Source organism: Paraburkholderia susongensis (genome assembly GCF_900177725.1).
GTDB lineage: Bacteria > Pseudomonadota > Gammaproteobacteria > Burkholderiales > Burkholderiaceae > Paraburkholderia > Paraburkholderia susongensis.
Genome location: NZ_FXAT01000002.1, coordinates 490,633 through 506,831, shown reverse-complemented (window position 1 = coordinate 506,831; position 16,199 = coordinate 490,633). Strand labels below are relative to the sequence as shown.

General features: G+C 63.6%; 18 protein-coding genes. 8 read left to right on the top strand and 10 right to left on the bottom strand.

Annotated elements, in window-relative coordinates; all coding sequences use genetic code 11:
- Positions 1-104: 104 nt before the first annotated feature.
- The 3 genes from B9Z01_RS07400 to B9Z01_RS07390 form a co-directional block, all read right to left on the bottom strand.
- Positions 105-458, bottom strand: coding sequence for a hypothetical protein (locus B9Z01_RS07400; RefSeq protein WP_085482063.1), 354 nt, complete (start codon positions 456-458; stop codon positions 105-107).
- A 435-nt stretch (positions 459-893) separates the two neighbouring features.
- Positions 894-1,139, bottom strand: a complete 246-nt coding sequence (locus B9Z01_RS07395) for a hypothetical protein (RefSeq protein WP_085481589.1) — start codon at positions 1,137-1,139, stop codon at positions 894-896.
- A 307-nt stretch (positions 1,140-1,446) separates the two neighbouring features.
- Positions 1,447-1,659 carry a DUF3820 family protein gene (locus B9Z01_RS07390; RefSeq protein WP_042323893.1) on the bottom strand — a complete coding sequence of 71 codons (213 nt, stop codon included), beginning with the start codon at positions 1,657-1,659 and terminating at the stop codon, positions 1,447-1,449.
- Between the two features lie 222 nt (positions 1,660-1,881).
- Between B9Z01_RS07390 and B9Z01_RS07385 the strand changes: the two genes are divergently transcribed.
- Entirely contained in the window at positions 1,882-2,934 is a 1,053-nt protein-coding gene (locus B9Z01_RS07385; RefSeq protein WP_085481588.1) for an NADP(H)-dependent aldo-keto reductase, read from the top strand.
- Between the two features lie 162 nt (positions 2,935-3,096).
- On the opposite strand, the gene B9Z01_RS07380 is transcribed toward B9Z01_RS07385, so the two are convergent.
- Both B9Z01_RS07380 and B9Z01_RS34720 read right to left on the bottom strand, forming a co-directional pair.
- Positions 3,097-4,521 (bottom strand): M20 family metallopeptidase, encoded by a 1,425-nt coding sequence (locus tag B9Z01_RS07380; RefSeq protein ID WP_085481587.1) that lies wholly within the window; start codon positions 4,519-4,521, stop codon positions 3,097-3,099.
- Between the two features lie 154 nt (positions 4,522-4,675).
- Entirely contained in the window at positions 4,676-4,969 is a 294-nt protein-coding gene (locus B9Z01_RS34720) for a hypothetical protein (RefSeq protein WP_143808849.1), read from the bottom strand.
- 42 nt (positions 4,970-5,011) lie between these two features.
- Here B9Z01_RS34720 and B9Z01_RS07375 point away from each other — a divergent pair, with 42 nt between their 5' ends.
- The gene (locus B9Z01_RS07375; protein WP_085481586.1) at positions 5,012-5,434 is read left to right on the top strand and encodes a hypothetical protein; all 423 of its coding nucleotides are present in this window, start codon (positions 5,012-5,014) and stop codon (positions 5,432-5,434) included.
- Between the two features lie 180 nt (positions 5,435-5,614).
- On the opposite strand, the gene B9Z01_RS07370 is transcribed toward B9Z01_RS07375, so the two are convergent.
- Both B9Z01_RS07370 and nodI read right to left on the bottom strand, forming a co-directional pair.
- Entirely contained in the window at positions 5,615-6,442 is an 828-nt protein-coding gene (locus B9Z01_RS07370) for an ABC transporter permease (protein WP_085481585.1), read from the bottom strand.
- Positions 6,443-6,590: 148 nt separating this feature from the next.
- A complete protein-coding gene (gene nodI, locus B9Z01_RS07365; protein ID WP_085481584.1) occupies positions 6,591-7,505 on the bottom strand; it encodes a nodulation factor ABC transporter ATP-binding protein NodI in 915 nt (304 codons plus the stop codon).
- 366 nt (positions 7,506-7,871) lie between these two features.
- On the opposite strand from nodI, the gene B9Z01_RS07360 reads away from it, so the two are divergent.
- On the top strand, positions 7,872-8,336 hold the full coding sequence (locus B9Z01_RS07360; RefSeq protein WP_085481583.1) for a universal stress protein: 465 nt from the start codon (positions 7,872-7,874) through the stop codon (positions 8,334-8,336).
- 261 nt (positions 8,337-8,597) lie between these two features.
- On the opposite strand, the gene B9Z01_RS07355 is transcribed toward B9Z01_RS07360, so the two are convergent.
- The 3 genes from B9Z01_RS07355 to lexA form a co-directional block, all read right to left on the bottom strand.
- A complete protein-coding gene (locus tag B9Z01_RS07355; RefSeq protein WP_085481582.1) occupies positions 8,598-9,215 on the bottom strand; it encodes a DUF2939 domain-containing protein in 618 nt (205 codons plus the stop codon).
- Positions 9,216-9,314: 99 nt separating this feature from the next.
- Complete coding sequence (locus B9Z01_RS07350; protein WP_085481581.1) at positions 9,315-9,659, bottom strand: hypothetical protein; 345 nt, start codon at positions 9,657-9,659, stop codon at positions 9,315-9,317.
- Between the two features lie 97 nt (positions 9,660-9,756).
- Positions 9,757-10,419 (bottom strand): transcriptional repressor LexA, encoded by a 663-nt coding sequence (lexA, locus tag B9Z01_RS07345; protein ID WP_085481580.1) that lies wholly within the window; start codon positions 10,417-10,419, stop codon positions 9,757-9,759.
- Positions 10,420-10,731: 312 nt separating this feature from the next.
- Here lexA and B9Z01_RS07340 point away from each other — a divergent pair, with 312 nt between their 5' ends.
- The 5 genes from B9Z01_RS07340 (at position 10,732) to B9Z01_RS07320 (ending at position 16,161) form a co-directional block, all read left to right on the top strand.
- A complete protein-coding gene (locus B9Z01_RS07340; protein ID WP_085481579.1) occupies positions 10,732-11,778 on the top strand; it encodes a sulfate ABC transporter substrate-binding protein in 1,047 nt (348 codons plus the stop codon).
- Positions 11,779-11,960: 182 nt separating this feature from the next.
- The gene (gene cysT, locus B9Z01_RS07335; protein ID WP_420814650.1) at positions 11,961-12,938 is read left to right on the top strand and encodes a sulfate ABC transporter permease subunit CysT; all 978 of its coding nucleotides are present in this window, start codon (positions 11,961-11,963) and stop codon (positions 12,936-12,938) included.
- The gene (gene cysW, locus B9Z01_RS07330; RefSeq protein WP_244195949.1) at positions 12,935-14,026 is read left to right on the top strand and encodes a sulfate ABC transporter permease subunit CysW; all 1,092 of its coding nucleotides are present in this window, start codon (positions 12,935-12,937) and stop codon (positions 14,024-14,026) included. Before cysT ends, cysW begins: the two co-directional genes overlap by 4 nt.
- Complete coding sequence (locus B9Z01_RS07325; RefSeq protein ID WP_085481578.1) at positions 14,027-15,085, top strand: sulfate/molybdate ABC transporter ATP-binding protein; 1,059 nt, start codon at positions 14,027-14,029, stop codon at positions 15,083-15,085.
- Between the two features lie 149 nt (positions 15,086-15,234).
- A complete protein-coding gene (locus B9Z01_RS07320) occupies positions 15,235-16,161 on the top strand; it encodes a CysB family HTH-type transcriptional regulator (protein WP_085481577.1) in 927 nt (308 codons plus the stop codon).
- Positions 16,162-16,199 lie beyond the last annotated feature (38 nt).

The following is a 16,199-nucleotide window of genomic DNA, read 5'->3' as shown; positions in this document are numbered from 1 at the left end:
AGCAATTTTACCGCAAGGCCGGACATGGCCGGGCAGGGTGGGGCGACGGCGGGACTTACGTCGCGGCGGCAAGGGTATCGAGTTGCAGTGACTTGTTGCCAATCTCAATGACTATGTCCGCCGCCCATGCCGCCGCCGCTACTCCACGCGCTTCCGCCGCCATGCATTCCACCGTATCCGCCGCCGTGCCAGCCGCCGTTACCGCCGTGCCAACCGCCGCCATGCCAGCCGCCGCGGCCATGCCAGTATCCATGTCCGCCGTGGTAATAGCAGCATGGGCCGCCAAAGCCGCCCCAGATGCCGACCGTGCCATAAACCGGCGCATAGGGTGGGCCGTACACGTACGGGTAATAAGGCTGCGCGTACGTATAGTCGTATCCTGCGGGCGGTGCGACCGCGCACCCGGTGAAGCTCGCTGCCGCCGCCAGCAGCGCCGCCGATGCAATGAGCCTGCTCACGATCTCCCCCTTCATGTAAACATAAGAAAAACAACGCGCGGCGGAGTTCAGTGGTATTTGTGTCCGCGCGTTACCACGTGAGTGCATCGGCGCGCGGCCACGATTCGCGCAAGGCAATCGAATGCCGCGCCGCTCGACCCTTCCCGCCATCTTCCCGCGTCTAACCAGTCAGCGCTACCGTAACAACTGATTAATGATTTGATTCGAAACGGGGCTGAAGAGCGCGGCTACGGCTTTTCATTACCGCACTTCGCACTTCGGCAAAGCGCTGGCGGCCGCACCGGGAATTGCGCGAAGCGTTATCGAGTGACTCCGGATCTGAGCCGGGATTGGGACTGGAGATAGGGTTGAAGATGAAGCTGAAAACAGCCGACGCCGATGACGCTCCTGTGCCAGAAGCTCGGCAAGCACGACTGGATAAAACGCCGCCACGCGTCAATGCGCGATCACAGCCGTATGATGCAGTGCAGGGTACACGCCGACGATGAACGCCGCGTAGAGTGCGGCCATCGTTACTCCGGCCGCAGTGCCCCAGATGTCGCGCGATGCTGCACCCTGGCGGAAATGCAAGGGCAGTCCGACAATCACATAGCCGATCAGAAAGAACACGATGACCGCGCGCACCGGCGACAGATCGTGACCGATAAATTCGAGCAACGCAGGAAGATTGAATTCGGGCATGGACAGGCAGGAAATCACACAGGCGGATAGTCGCGCACGGCATCGGGAGAGACAAGCGAGGAGTGACAGGCGGCGATCGATTCGCGTCACTCATTCGGCGAGCTTCACAGCGCGGCGACCTATGCGAATTAAAGGCCACGCACTCGCGACACGCAAGAAAAAGACTGTATAAATTTGTACGGACCTACATTGCTTGCAGCTTGCCTGCGCTATAACTTTCATCGCGATTCGTCGTGTTTCGCCAGGCTTTCACGACAATGCTGCCAACCCGTTCGCAGCGCGCGCCCGATGCTTGCCCGACGCTTGTTCAACGTTTGCGCAAGGGCTCGAGTAACGGCTTCAAACCGTTGTGATCGATCTCCTGCATCAAGGCGAGCAGACGGCCAATTTCGCCGGGCGGGAAGCCCTGGCTCGCGAACCAGTTCAGATAGTGGCCCGGCAGATCGGCAATCACGCGGCCTTTATATTTTCCGTAGGGCATGACGCGCGTGACCAGCAGTTCGAGGTGTTCGGGATTCATGGCGGGGAGCTCGACGCGAGGTTCATGAAGCGCGCCAGAGTGAATAAGGTACGAAGCGCGGCCGGTAGCGCGACGATAAAAGCATCGCAGCGCCGGCCTCGCATTCTAAGGCACGTTCGCCAGTCTGTTACTGGCGTGGACAGGTCCTCGCCTCGCTGCAGGTATCGCGCTGGCGTGGTAACGTCTGCGCTTTTCGTTCATACATTCAACAGGACAAGTTAGATGGAATACCGCAGACTCGGCGACTCCGACGTGAAGGTCAGCCTGATCGGTCTCGGCACCATGACGTGGGGCGAGCAGAACACCGAGCAGCAAGCGCATGCGCAGATCGACTATGCGCTCGACCACGGCGTCAATCTGATCGACACCGCCGAAATGTATCCGGTGCCGCCGCGCGCCGAAACGCAGGGCTCGACCGAGCGCTACATCGGCACATGGCTCGCGCAGCACAAGAGCGCGCGCGAGAAGATCGTGCTTGCCACGAAGATCGCCGGGCCGGCGCGTCAGCCGCACAATCCGCGTCACATCCGCGGCGAGGGCAACCAGTTCGATCGCAAGAATCTGACCGAAGCGCTCAACGATAGCCTCAAGCGTCTGCAGACGGATTACGTCGATCTGTATCAACTGCACTGGCCCGATCGCAGCACGATGACGTTTGGCCGCACCGCGTATCCGTGGGTCGACGACGCCTATACGGTGCCGATCGAAGAGACGCTCGCGGTGCTCGCCGAATTCGTCAAGGAAGGCAAGGTGCGTCACATCGGCGTCTCGAACGAAACGCCGTGGGGCGTTGCGCAATTCCTGCGCGCGGCCGAAAAGCTCGGCTTGCCGCGCATCGTCAGCATCCAGAATCCGTACAGCCTGTTGAACCGCACGTACGAAGCGGGTCTGTCCGAGTACGCTCATCGCGACAACATCGGCCTGCTCGCGTATTCGCCGCTCGCATTCGGCTGGCTGTCGGGCAAGTACGAAGGCGGCGCGCGTCCGGCCGGCGCGCGTATCACGCTGTTCGAGCGTTTCCAGCGCTACAGCAAGCCGCAGGCCGTGCAGGCCACCACGCGTTATGTGGAGCTCGCGAAGCGTCACGGCCTGTCGCCGGCGCAATTCGCGCTCGCGTTCGTCAACAGCCGGCCGTTCGTGACGAGCAACCTGATCGGTGCGACCTCGCTCGATCAATTGAAGGAAAACATCGCGAGTGCGGAAGTGAAACTGTCGCCGGAAGTGCTCGCGGAAATCGACAGGCTGCACGAGTTGCAGCCGAATCCGGCGCCTTGAGTGTGAGGTGAGCGCGGCGCGCCTGGGTGGGCTCGAGCGGTCTGCCCAGGCGCGTAAGTGGAAGTGCGAGCGGCGGCGGGTCGTTTCAGCACCCCGCCGCACGTCGTCGCGAGTCGCCGAGGCCGTCGTGTCCGGATCGTTCCCGGATCACTTCGGCCTGGTTCAGCTCAAGGCCTTTGCCGTACCCGCCGCTTGCTTCCTCGACCCATGCGGCGAGTTCTCGCCGAGATCCCAGAACAGTCCCGCCATGATCTGCAGCCCCTCGCGCACGACCGGGCCGAGCAGGTGCTCGTTCGGCGCATGCTGCGAGCATGCCGGGTACGAATGCGGCACCCAGATCGTCGGCAGGCCGAGCGTGTCGGCGAACACCTCGTTGGGCAGCGTGCCGCCCAGATTCGGCAGCACCGCGGTTTTCTTGCCGGTGGTCTGTTCGAGCGACGCGATCGCCCATTCGACCCACGGGTCATCCGGATTCAGACGCGTGGCCGGCGCGCCGCGTTCGACGTCGATCTCGACGAGCTGAAAACCGTGCGCGTCGAGATGCGCGCGCAGATGTCCGCCGAGATTTTCCCAATCGGTGCCGACCACGAAGCGCAACTGGCACACCGCGAACGCCGACGGCGGAATCGCGTTGACCGGGTTCTCGGGATTGCCCGCCTTGAAGGCCAGCACCTCGAAGCTGTTCCAGCCGAACACGCGCTCGGGCGCGCTGAGACCCGGCTCGCCCCAGTCTTCGTCGACCGGCGGATCGCCGGGGCCGCCGCCCACCGTGATGTCGGCGAGCGCGCTGCGCACGGCTGCGGGAATCGGCGGCGGACGCAAGCCGTCGACCGCGATCACGCCGCGTGCATCGACGAGGCTCGCGAGCGCGTTCGCGAGCACCGTGGCGGGATTGCGCAGCAGGCCGCCCCAGTTGCCCGAATGATGTGCGCCATCGCGCAGGTTCAACGACAGCTTGAAATTCACCGCGCCGCGCGAGCCGAGGAATACGGTCGGGCGGCGCGCGGCGAGACGCGGGCCGTCGGAGGCGATCAGCACGTCGGCGGCCAGTTCGTCGCGGTGCGCGCGGCAGATCGCGTCGAGGCCCGGCGAGCCGGTTTCCTCGCCCATTTCGATCAGCAGCTTCGCGTTGAAGCCGAGCTTGCCGCCGCGCGCGTCGAGCACGCTCGCGAGCGCCGCGAGGTTGATCGTGTGCTGGCCCTTGTTGTCGGCGGTGCCGCGGCCGAACCAGCGCTCGCCTTCGACCGTCACGGCCCACGGCGTGAGCGGCGCACGCCACTGGCTTTCGTAGCCGCGCACGACGTCGCCGTGACCGTAGATCAGCACAGTCGGCAGATGGTCGCCTTCATGGCGGTTCGCGATCAGAAACGGGCCGAAGCCGTTCACCGGGTTGTCGACGATGCGCGTCTGAAAACCGAGGCGCTCGGCTTCCGGCGTGATTTCGTCGGTCAGATAGGACAGCAGCAGCGCGTCGCGATTGCTTTCCTGGCTTTCGGTGCGAAAGCCGACGCGCCGGTTCAGGACAGCGAGAAAGGCGCCGGATTCGAACTGCCGGGTTGCGTGCTCGATCGCCTGGGTGCGGCTCATGGGGATGTCTCCAATGCGGGATGGGCTTGATGGTTCGAGAGGCCGATGAGGCCGAAGGCTCGCGATGCTTGCCAAGGGGCTCGTTGTGGCTCGTTGCCTGCGGGCCTCGGCATGTCGCGGCATGCGATGTCATGCGACGTCATTGCGACCGATTCTAGAAGCCAGCCTTTTTTGTCACAATGATCGTGTTTCGAAGCGAGCGTTGCCGGAAAGGCAAAGGTCGGAAAGGCGTCGGCACGTGCGGCGGAGTGGCAAATGTCCAGTCGGAACCTGAATCACGACCTAAACTGTGGTGGACGGAGGCGGCCCTGACAAAGCGCGCAAAGACCACGAAAAGCGGCGGAAAGTCGACAGAAGAATCACCGTAACGCTGTACTGCCCGCGATGCTGCAACGCACACCAACGGCAGGACTTCAATCGGAAAAGAAGCGCGGCGCGTCGTCAACATGGCGTGCCTCTCGACAACAGAGCGATAGGACCAGGACATCGAATGGCGCAACAAAAAACCAATCCAAAACTCGAACAGGCGCTCACGCGCGGCGACCTGGCTATCCGCCAGGCGAACTCGGCACGAGCGACTGCGTTATTGCGCGCGCTGGCCAAGATGATCGTCGAGGCGTCGGCGACCATCGGCGTGGAGGCATTCACGCTGATTCCCGATGGCGACAGGATCTACGATCCCGCCGACGGCCTGTGGCCCCAGGCCTTGCTGATCTCGCTCGATGGTCCGGTCGAGGAAACCGATCCCGAAGAAGTGCGCACGGTACGGCTCATCGCGGACGATCCGGGCACCGTGTTCCGGGTCGAGTGGCAGCGAGCCGACGGCAAGATCGGGCGCCACGAGGGTGGACCGTTCGCGACGGTCGCGTTCATCTCCGATGTCGAGATTCCGTGGACTGACGACGAGGACTGACGGCGAGGACGCACGGCGAAGACTCACGGCGAAGACTCACGGCGCGCACCCGCGGCAAGGATTGATGGCGGGATCTGACGGCAAATTGACCCGAACCCCCGCGCCGCGGGCGCACGCTTCATGCACGCCGCGCGGTTTTCCGTCTGGGATTTCGTCTGGAAGCCAGCCAGGAACCTCGGCCTACTTCATCATCCTGCGGCGAAACAGAATCGCCGAAACGATGAAGCCGCCCACCGCATAGACGGCCAGCACGCTCACGTGCCACAGCGCGTGGTCGAGCGGCCGTCCGAGCATGACCGGGCGCATCAGATCGACCGCATGCGCGAGCGGCAACACGCCGGTCGCGACCCGCGCGGCGGCGGGCAGTTGCGACGACGGAAAGAACACGCCGGAGAGCAGCAGCATCGGCGTGAGCACGAGCGTCTGATAAAACATGAAAAAGTCGTACGACGGCGCGAGCGCCGTCACCACCATCGCAATGCTTGCGAAGGCGAGGCCGGTCAGCACGATGACCGGCAGGCCGAGCAGCATCGACGGAAAATTCGCGTAGCCGAGCACGCCGGCCACGAGCATGATCGCGGCGCCCGACAGCACCGACTTGCTGGCGGCCCATATCACCTCGCCGAGCACGATGTCGCCGAGCGTGAGCGGCGTGTGCATGATCGCCTCCCATGTGCGCTGTACGTGCATGCGCGAAAAGCCCGAATACATCGACTCGAAGCTCGCCGACATCATCACGCTCGAGGCAACCGTGCCCGCCGCGAGAAACGAGATGTACGAGACGCCGTCGACGTGCCCGACCATCAGCCCGAGTCCCAGACCAAGACCGAACAGATAGATCATCGGATCGGCGAGGTTGCCGAACATCGACGCGATCGCGAGCTTTTTCCAGACCAGATAGTTGCGGCGCCATACCGCGATCCAGTTCACGGCGTTGGCCGGGAACGCGGCGAAAGGCTCCTGTGCCGATGGCGTGTCGCCTGGGGTTTCGTATGCGCGTGCGTCCATGAGGTGTCTCGTGTCTTTCGTTCGTGCCGCTCGTCGTTCGTATTTCTCGCGTGTTTCGCGTCTATGACTTGGCGTCTATTGTGCGACGCCGTCGCGGCTTACGCAGTCTGAGCCGGCGTATGTCGCGTGGCGTGCTTCAGGGCCATCGTCAGTCCTGCATCTCGCGGCCGGTGAGCCGCAGAAACACATCCTCGAGATTCGCCGGCCGATGCAGATAGCGCAGATCGGCGCGCTGCTTGAGCCGCGCGTGCACGGGCTGCGCGTCGTTCACGTAGCAGAACAGCGTCTCGCCGCTGATCTCGGTTCGCTCGACGAGCGGCGCGAGTTCGTCGCGCAACGCAAACGGATCAGGGCCGTAAATCTCGATCACATCACAGCCGATCTCGGACGCGATCAGCTCGTTCGGCGCACCTTCCGCGATCTTGCGCCCTTCTTCGATCACGCACAGCCGATGACAAAGCCGCTCGGCTTCTTCCATGAAATGCGTGGTCAGGAGGATGGTCTTGCCGCGCGCGAGCAGCGAGCGCAGCCGCTCCCAGATCAGATGCCGTGCCTGCGGGTCGAGCCCGGTGGTCGGCTCGTCCATGATGAGCACGTCGGGGTCGTTGATGAGTGAGCGCGCGAGCGTGAGACGCCGCTTCATCCCGCCCGACAGTTCGCTCACGCGCGCGTCCGCCTTGCTTTCGAGCCGCGCGAATTCGAGCAACTCGGGCACCGCTGCGCGGCATTGCGCGGCGCTCAAGCCGAAGTAGCGGCCGAACACGAGCAGGTTTTCGCGCACCGTGAAATCGGGATCGAGATTGTCGAACTGTGGTACCACGCCGACGCGCGCCCGCGCGACGCGTGCGCGGCCCGGGATCGGCTCGCCGCATAGGCGGATCGTGCCGGCATCGGGCGACGCGATGCCGAGCAGCATGCGCAGCGTGGTGGTCTTGCCTGCGCCGTTGGGGCCGAGCAGACCGAAGCATTCGCCCGCGTTCACGTGGAATGACAGTCCATCGACGACCGTTTTCTCGCCGTAATTTTTCCTGACCTGATGGAATTCGATGGGGGCGGCAAGCATGGATCGATCGAGGCTCCGGAAGAACACGCAATGACACGTCATGGAAGCGCTGCACAGGGGTGGCCGCGACGGCCACGAAAGCCGCCTATTCTAGGATATCGGCCCGCGAATGCGAGTGCAGGGACGCTTGCGGGCATTCATCGTGCTGATGAGGGGGCAAATGCGATGCCGATGGCCGTAGCGGCGGGGCATTGAGTTTTGCGCTGCCGCATCGATGTGCAAGACCCGCCCGACGCCGCCCAACGTTTGTGCAGAGTGGATCAGCATGCACCGGCTACGCACTTAGCGTTTTCCATCTCTTGCAAGCCGAATTGCGGCGCACCATGATTGATTCAGAGCGCGCTTCCCGCGCGAAGGGAGAAAACGATGGCGAGCTACCAGAAAATCCTGTTGTGCTACGACGGCTCGCGCGAAGGCCGCAAAGCCCTGCGTTGCGGCGCCGATCTGGCGTTGGACCTGAAGGCCGAAACGCATCTGCTGTCCGTTGTCGATATGCGTTCCAGTATTGCTCAAAGTGCGGGCCTGCTCACCGACGTGGCTTGCGGCAGTTTCGAAAAAACCGCCCGCGAGATTCTGCAGGAGGGCGTGAACTGGCTGACCGAGCGCGGTGTGAATGCCCAGGGGCATTTCGCGTTCGGCCATCCGATCGACGAGATCGCCAATCTCGCCAATGAGTTGCATGTGGACCTCCTGGTGGTCGGCCACCGTTGCCGGACTGGCCTGTCGCGCTGGTGGATGGGAGCTGGCAACACACCGCTGCTCGACCGCGTTTCATGCAGCATTCTGGTGGCCTGTTCGTCCGCGCAGGAACAGCAGCAGGCTGCCGCTTGATGAGGTGGAAGGTGTTGCTTGGCGCAATGCTTATGCGCGAGGCATTAAGGCAGGGGATAGCGCATAGCGCATGAAGTGCGCCGCTCGTTGTGTGGATCGGGAGGTATCGAGCAGCATCGAGAAGTATCAAGCGGTATCAAACGGTATCAAACGGCATTAGGCATTAAGCGGCATCGAGCAGCATTGACGTGCCTGCCGTATCTTGCCGGGTGGCTGGGCTCGATGGCCCAGCCACTCATCCGTTCAGGCCGGACGTTCAACTCACTCGTTCAGATTGATCGCGGCGAGCTTCCACGTAATCAGACCTTCGCGCCGGAAGATCGCCGAGTAGTTTGCATTGCCCTCGCCACGCCGGTAGGTGATGACAAACTCGTTAAGGCCGCGGTAGCCGGCCGTGGTTTCCCGTGCGGGCGGCTCCGCATTTGCCTGATTGGCGTTATTTCCGGCGGGAGGTGCCGCCTGTCCTTCCGTGCCTGCGGCCGGCGGGGGCGCCGGTTGTTCGCCCGGGTTGCCGCGCGGCGGCATGCCGTTCAGCAAGGCCGCGACACCGTCTGGGGTCGCATAGGCATCCACGAGCGGACCGATCAACGTCACGCCGATCATCGCGCCGATAGTCGCCATCTTGTTACCGTTGTCCGCCCCGAGCCGACGCGTCAGCATGTCGGCCACCTGCTGTTTCAGGCTCTCGCGCAACGCAGGAAAGTCCACGTACGAATTGACGGTTTGCACGTCTCGCGCATCGGCCGCGCGTTTGAGATTGTTCACCGCGATATACGGCGACGCATAAATGAATCCTAGCGCGGCAATCACGATGACTACGATCAGCGTGATGAGCAGCGGCCGGGTGGTGCTGCCCTGGATACGTTTCGGAACTCTCATCGGATGGGACTCTCCGGTCAGGTTGGATCTTCCAGCGTGGGCCACGGCGAGGTCGGCACGATCCCATGCAACGCGAAGATCCGAACTCCGGAAGTTCGCTCAGGATTCGAACACAGCACCGTGCACGTTGGCTTCGTCGGCTATGCAACGATCGATCATACGGCATACCGCGTCGAGCGTGCCGACCATGATCAGGCGCGATGGCCCGTGATAGACCCGCACCGGTGCACGACGCGCCGGTGCGGCCGTATTCAGGCCCGCGTTCAGCGACACGCGTGCAAACGCCGGCAATGAGGACGGCAGGCCCGAGATGGCGGGGGGCTCGTCGAACAGCGAAGGCGTGCGCGCCGCGGGAGCCTCGGTCAATGAGCAGGGCGTGAGCTTGCGCAGATGGCGCAGACGGCCGAACTGGCGAAAAGGCAGCAGACGGGCAAGGCGTTCCATGAGTCTCTCCAGGCAATGCGAGGTGAATGCAGCTTGGTTTGGACAAAGCGGCGCGGGTAGTCCAGGCGGTGCAGGCAATGCAGGCAATACCGGAAATTCAGAACTCGCCCGGGCGGATCAGCCCCACGGCGATCCCTTCCAGCGCGAAATCCGCGCTGCCGGTTTCAACGAAGATGTTTTCGTAGTCGGGGTTTTCCGCGATCAACTCGATGCCGTTCGAGCGGCGCTTCAGGCGCTTGACCGTTACGTCGTCGCCGAGCCGCGCGATGATGATCTGGCCGTCCTTCGCCTCGCTGCGCTTTTGTACCGCGAGCAGGTCGCCGTCGAAGATGCCCGCGTCGCGCATGGACAGGCCGCGCACCTTCAGCAGGTAGTCGGGCTTGCTCGAGAACAGCGCGGGGTCGCACGCGTAGTGCTGCGAGATATGTTCCTGCGCGAGGATCGGGCTACCCGCCGCGACCCGGCCGATGAGCGGCAGCGACAACTGCATGAGCCCCGCGTGCGGCAGCGTGAACTGATGCGGTGCGTCATCCAGACCCTGAGCTTGCCCGGAGAGCAGGCGAATGCCGCGCGACGCGCCGGCAGCGAGTTCGATCACGCCCTTGCGAGCCAGCGCGCGCAGATGTTCTTCCGCCGAATTGGCCGAACTGAAGCCCAGTTCAGCGGCAATCTCGGCGCGCGTGGGTGGAAAGCCGGTGCGTTCGATCGCTCGGCGGATCAGATCGAAAACCTGCTGCTGTCGTGCGGTGAGTTTTGTCATGGTCACTGTATGTATGAACAGGTAACTGTATTTTTATACAGTATTCGGCGCAATTCAAGCTTTACTTTAAGTTCCCGAAACGGTCGACGCTCCAGCGTTGCTTGCGTACGTCATCGCATCCGTTTTCGTGCAGCAACGTCTCGCGTGTCTGCCGTTACCACTTTTGCGTATTAAAAAATGAAGAAACATTATTTTTAATGATGAAAGCGCTTCGATAGACTGGCCTCCGGGTTGGCGCTCATGTGCACGTGACCGCGACGCAAAACAACAGCAAATTCACTGAAGCGGATCATCACGCGGAGAAAGGTTGACATGAACCATCGGCACACGGGGCTGGCAGGCAGGACAAAAAAACTCATCGCGGCGCTTGCCGTCGGCACGGCGGGCGCACTCGGCATGTTCGGCGCGAGCGGCGCGGCGCACGCCGACACGACGCTCCTGAACGTTTCCTACGATCCGACGCGCGAGTTGTATCAGGACGTCAATCAGGTATTCGGCAAGGAATGGAAGGCGAAGACCGGCGAGACGGTCACCTTCAAGCAGTCGCACGGCGGCTCGGGCGCGCAGGCGCGCTCGGTGCTCGACGGCCTGCAGGCGGACGTCGTGACGCTCGCGCTCGCCTACGACATCGACGCGCTCGCCAAAAAGGGTCTCGTCGACCCGGGCTGGCAGAAGCGGCTGCCGGACAACGCGTCGCCGTACACGTCGACGATCGTGTTCCTCGTGCGCAAGGGCAACCCGAAGCACATCAAGGACTGGGACGATCTGGTGAAGCCGGGCGTGTCGATCGTCACGCCGAATCCGAAGACCTCGGGCGGTGCGCGCTGGAACTACCTCGCCGCGTGGGCGTATGCCGAGCATCAGCCGGGCGGCAATGCGCAGAAGGCGAAGGAGTTCGTCGGCAAGCTCTACAAGAATGCGGGCGTGCTCGATTCGGGCGCGCGCGGCGCGACCACGAGCTTCGTGCAGCGCGGTATCGGCGACGTGCTGATCGCGTGGGAGAACGAGGCGTTCCTGTCGCTGAAGGAATTCGGTCCGGACAAGTTCGAGATCGTCGTGCCGTCGGTGAGCATCCTCGCCGAGCCGCCGGTCGCGGTGGTGGACAAGGTCGTCGACAAACATGGCACGCGCAAGCTCGCCGAGGCGTATCTGAACTTTCTCTATAGCGAAGAGGGGCAGGAGATCGCCGCGCGCAACTTCTACCGTCCGCGTTCGAACAAGGTGCCGGCCGAGCTGACCGCGAAGTTTCCGAAGCTGAAGCTGTACACGATCGACGACTCGTTCGGCGGCTGGGCCAACGCGCAGAAGACACATTTCGCGGATGGCGGCGTGTTCGACTCGATCTATCAGCCGCAGTAAAAGCCGCTGCCGCCTGAACCACCGGCGGCAGCCGAACCGGCGCGGCGACGTGCCGGGAGGCGGGCGCGCCCAATGGGCGCGCTTTCGGCTAACCGGAGTACGGCGGCCCGCAGCACGGCAGCACAACAACGACACAGCAACGCGACAACCGCGCGAGCCTCAACCATGAACGAGTATCCAGCATGACCACGTTGACCTTTCGCAAGCCGAGCGCATTGCCCGGCTTTGGCCTGACGCTCGGCATCACGGTGGCTTATCTGAGCCTCGTGGTGCTGATTCCGTTGGCGGCGACCTTTCTGAAGACCGCGACGCTCGACTGGGATCAGTTCGTGCGCGCGGTGACTTCACCGCGCGTGCTCGCGTCATATCGCCTGACGTTCTTCTCGGCGCTCGGCGGCGCGCTGATCAACGCGGTGTTCGGTTTTCTCGTCGCGTGGGTGCTGGTGCGCTACACGTTTCCGTTCAAGCGCATCGTCGATGCGGTCGTCGATTTGCCGTTCGCTCTGCCGACCTCGGTGGCCGGCATTTCGCTCGCGGCGGTGTATGCGGGCAATGGCTGGATCGGACAGTTTCTCGCGCCGCTCGGCATCAAGATCGCGTTCACGCCGGCGGGTGTGCTCGTCGCGCTGACGTTCATCGGCTTGCCGTTCGTCGTGCGCACGGTGCAGCCGGTGCTCGAGGAGTCCGAGCGCGAGCAGGAGGAGGCCGCCGCGTGCCTCGGCGCGTCGCGCTGGCTCACGTTTCGCCGTGTCGTGCTGCCGGCCGTGTTCCCGGCGCTGCTGACCGGCTTCGCGCTCGCGTTCGCGCGCGCTCTCGGCGAATATGGCTCGGTGATCTTCATCGCCGGCAACGTGCCGATGAAATCGGAGATCACGTCGCTGCTCATCATCACGAAGCTCGAACAATACGACTATGCGGGCGCGACCGCGCTCGCGGTCGTGATGCTGGTCGTGTCGTTCCTGATGCTGCTCTTCATCAATACGTTGCAGTGGTATTTGCAGCGGCGCACGAGCCGTGGGAGCGCGGGGCCCGCGCCGCATGGGCCAACGAGCGGCCCGACGGGTGGCACAACAGGCAGCATAACGAGCAGCACAACGAGCAGCACAACGAGCGTTTCGGGCATTCCCGCGGTTTCGGCCGTTGGTGGAGGCGCGCAATGAGCCGCCGTTCCGCGCAGGACCTGAATGACGTGAAGAGCGACGCGAACAACGACGTGAAGAACGACGCGAACGGCGCGGCTGCCGCGAAGTCCCTCGCCGCCGCACCGCTCAATGCCGCGCGCCGGCCCGACCCGGTGAGCGAGCCGCCCGTGGTGCGCTGGCTGCTGACCGGCATCGCGCTGCTGTTTCTCGCGCTGTTCCTCGTCGTGCCGCTCGCCGCCGTGTTCTATCAGGCGCTCAACAAGGGACTGCGGTTTTATTTCGAATCGCTCGCCGATCCGGATGCGCTCTCGGCCATCAAGCTCACGGTGATGACCGCCGCGATCGCCGTGCCGCTCAATCTCGTATTCGGTCTCGCGGCTTCGTGGTGTATCGCGAAGTTCGAGTTTCGCGGCAAGGCGCTCCTGACCACGCTGATCGATCTGCCGTTCTCGGTGTCGCCGGTGATCTCGGGCCTGATCTATGTGCTGATGTTCGGCGCGCAGGGCTGGTTCGGCCCATGGCTCGAGGACCACAACGTGCAGATCATCTTCGCGGTGCCGGGCATCGTGCTCGCGACGATCTTCGTCACGTTCCCGTTCGTCGCGCGCGAACTGATTCCGCTCATGCAGGCGCAGGGCAACGACGAGGAAGAGGCCGCGCACGTGCTTGGCGCGTCGGGTTGGCAGATCTTCCGCCGCGTCACGCTGCCCAACGTCAAATGGGGCCTGCTGTACGGCGTGATTCTGTGCAATGCGCGCGCGATGGGCGAGTTCGGCGCGGTGTCGGTGGTGTCGGGCCATATTCGCGGCCAGACCGACACGATGCCGCTGCACGTCGAAATTCTCTATAACGAATACAACTTCTCGGCGGCGTTCGCCGTGGCGTCGCTGCTTGCGTTGCTCGCGCTCGTGACGCTCGGGCTCAAGCTGCTCGCCGAGCGGCATATGTCCGCCGAACTGTCGGCCGCGCGCGCGGTGCCGGCGTATGCAGGGCCGGCGCCGTCGTCCGCTGCGCACTCCGCGGGTTCGCCATCCGCGCCCCCTTCGTTTTTCGTCAACGCAACGCACGCGTCGCAGCCACATCCGCTCAAGCAAGGAGAGCTGTAAATGGGTATCACCGTTCGTAACCTGCACAAGCGCTTCGGCGATTTCGTCGCGCTCGACAACGTTTCGCTCGACTTCCCGCCGGGCGAACTGGTCGCGCTGCTCGGGCCGTCGGGTTGCGGCAAGACCACGCTGCTGCGCGTGATCGCCGGGCTCGAATACGCGGACGGCGGCCAGGTCGTGCTGCAAGGTCAGGATGTCGCGACGGTCGGCGCGCGCGAGCGAGAAGTAGGCTTCGTGTTCCAGCATTACGCGCTGTTTCGCCATATGACGGTGTTCGAGAACGTCGCGTTCGGGCTGCGCGTGAAGCCGCGCAAGGAGCGGCCTTCCGAGAAGGTGATTCGCGAGAAGGTGCACGAACTGCTCAAGCTTGTGCAGCTCGACTGGCTTGCGCAACGTTATCCGTCGGAGCTGTCGGGCGGTCAGCGGCAGCGTATCGCGTTGGCGCGCGCGCTCGCGGTCGAGCCGAAGGTGCTGCTGCTCGACGAGCCGTTCGGCGCGCTCGACGCGAAGGTGCGCAAGGAATTGCGCAGCTGGTTGCGGCGCCTGCATGACGATCTGCACATCTCGACGATTTTCGTCACGCACGATCAGGAAGAGGCGCTGGAAGTGGCCGATCGCATCGTCGTGCTCAATCGCGGCCATGTCGAGCAGGTGGGCAGTCCGCAGGACGTGTACGATCATCCGCAGACCTCGTTCGTCTATGAGTTTCTCGGCGCGGCGAACCGTCTGCATGGCCAGGTCGACGCGACCGGTTTCGTCGTCGATGGCGCGGCGCTGCCGGTCGCGATCACGGCCGGTTTCAGCGGTCCGGCGTTCGCCTACGTGCGCCCGCATGATCTGCAACTGTATCCGCAGGCAGCGGGGCATCGTGAAGGCATCGTCGTCGACGTGCGGCGCGTCGTCACGCTCGGCGGCTCGGTGCGCGTCGAACTCGCGGGCCGCGAGGGCAATCTGCTCGAAGCGGAACTCGATCGCGAAACATGGCGCGATCTGCAACTCGCGATCGGCGACGGCGTGACCGCGGTGCCGCGCGCGCTGCGCGTGTTTCCGGCGCAATGAGATGGCCGGGCGTGGTACCGGGAAGCAGCGCCCAGATGCGGTGCCGCGCATTGACGTATCTGTCATAAGAGAGAAACGTATCAGCCGGACTGGGTGATTCCACCTGGCGGCTTCAATAACTCAACTCTGGCTGAACCGGAGACACATCGATGAATTTCCAGCAATTGCGCTTCGTGCGCGAGGCCGTGCGGCAGAACATGAATCTGACCGAAGTGGCGAACGTGCTCTACACGTCGCAGTCGGGCGTGTCGAAACAGATCAAGGATCTCGAAGACGAACTCGGCGTCGATATTTTCATCCGCCGCGGCAAGCGTCTGACTGGTCTCACCGAGCCGGGCAAGGCAGTGCATCAGCTGATCGAGCGGATGCTGCTCGATGCGGAGAATCTGCGCCGCGTCGCGCGCCAGTACGCCGATCAGGACAGCGGCCACCTCGTCGTGGCGACCACCCACACCCAGGCGCGCTATGCGCTGCCGAAGGTGATTCGCCAGTTCACCGAAGTGTTTCCGAAAGTGCATCTGGCGTTGCGCCAGGGCAGCCCGCAGCAGATCGCGCAGATGATCATCAACGGCGAAGCGGATATCGGCATCTCGACCGAAGCGCTCGACCGTTTCCCCGACATCGTGACGTTCCCGTGCTATTCGTGGCATCACGTCGTGGTCGTGCCGAAGGACCATCCGCTCGTAGGACGGCCGAATCTGACGCTCGACGAGATCGCCGAATTCCCGATCGTCACCTACGACCAGGACTTCACGGGCCGCTCGCATATCGACCAGGCGTTCGCGAAGGCGGGCGCGTTGCCCGACGTCGTGCTGACCGCGATCGACGCCGACGTGATCAAGACCTACGTCGAACTCGGCATGGGCATCGGCGTGGTCGCGGCGATGGCCTACGATCCGAAGCGCGACACCGAACTCGTCGCGCTCGACACGCAGCATCTGTTCGAGGCGAGCACGACGCGCGTCGGTTTGCGCAAGGGCGCGTTCCTGCGCGCGTACGCATACCGGCTGATCGAAATGTTCGCGCCGCAGTTGAGCGAGACGGACATCGCGGCGCAACTGCGCGAGGCGGTTTGAGCGAAGGCGCTGGACCGTCCATCATGCTGGTGTTGCGC

What these genes read in the sequence shown, in the direction of transcription:
- B9Z01_RS07375 (WP_085481586.1), top strand. Translation starts at nt 5,012, where the DNA reads ATGGCGCAACAAAAAACCAATCCAAAACTCGAACAGGCGCTCACGCGC.
- cysT (WP_420814650.1), top strand. Translation starts at nt 11,961, where the DNA reads ATGACCACGTTGACCTTTCGCAAGCCGAGCGCATTGCCCGGCTTTGGC.
- B9Z01_RS07395 (WP_085481589.1), bottom strand. Translation starts at nt 1,139, where the DNA reads ATGCCCGAATTCAATCTTCCTGCGTTGCTCGAATTTATCGGTCACGAT.
- B9Z01_RS07370 (WP_085481585.1), bottom strand. Translation starts at nt 6,442, where the DNA reads ATGGACGCACGCGCATACGAAACCCCAGGCGACACGCCATCGGCACAG.
- B9Z01_RS07360 (WP_085481583.1), top strand. Translation starts at nt 7,872, where the DNA reads ATGGCGAGCTACCAGAAAATCCTGTTGTGCTACGACGGCTCGCGCGAA.
- nodI (WP_085481584.1), bottom strand. Translation starts at nt 7,505, where the DNA reads ATGCTTGCCGCCCCCATCGAATTCCATCAGGTCAGGAAAAATTACGGC.
- B9Z01_RS34720 (WP_143808849.1), bottom strand. Translation starts at nt 4,969, where the DNA reads ATGTTGACGACGCGCCGCGCTTCTTTTCCGATTGAAGTCCTGCCGTTG.
- B9Z01_RS07355 (WP_085481582.1), bottom strand. Translation starts at nt 9,215, where the DNA reads ATGAGAGTTCCGAAACGTATCCAGGGCAGCACCACCCGGCCGCTGCTC.
- B9Z01_RS07320 (WP_085481577.1), top strand. Translation starts at nt 15,235, where the DNA reads ATGAATTTCCAGCAATTGCGCTTCGTGCGCGAGGCCGTGCGGCAGAAC.
- cysW (WP_244195949.1), top strand. Translation starts at nt 12,935, where the DNA reads ATGAGCCGCCGTTCCGCGCAGGACCTGAATGACGTGAAGAGCGACGCG.
- B9Z01_RS07325 (WP_085481578.1), top strand. Translation starts at nt 14,027, where the DNA reads ATGGGTATCACCGTTCGTAACCTGCACAAGCGCTTCGGCGATTTCGTC.
- B9Z01_RS07350 (WP_085481581.1), bottom strand. Translation starts at nt 9,659, where the DNA reads ATGGAACGCCTTGCCCGTCTGCTGCCTTTTCGCCAGTTCGGCCGTCTG.
- lexA (WP_085481580.1), bottom strand. Translation starts at nt 10,419, where the DNA reads ATGACAAAACTCACCGCACGACAGCAGCAGGTTTTCGATCTGATCCGC.
- B9Z01_RS07390 (WP_042323893.1), bottom strand. Translation starts at nt 1,659, where the DNA reads ATGAATCCCGAACACCTCGAACTGCTGGTCACGCGCGTCATGCCCTAC.
- B9Z01_RS07385 (WP_085481588.1), top strand. Translation starts at nt 1,882, where the DNA reads ATGGAATACCGCAGACTCGGCGACTCCGACGTGAAGGTCAGCCTGATC.
- B9Z01_RS07380 (WP_085481587.1), bottom strand. Translation starts at nt 4,521, where the DNA reads ATGAGCCGCACCCAGGCGATCGAGCACGCAACCCGGCAGTTCGAATCC.
- B9Z01_RS07340 (WP_085481579.1), top strand. Translation starts at nt 10,732, where the DNA reads ATGAACCATCGGCACACGGGGCTGGCAGGCAGGACAAAAAAACTCATC.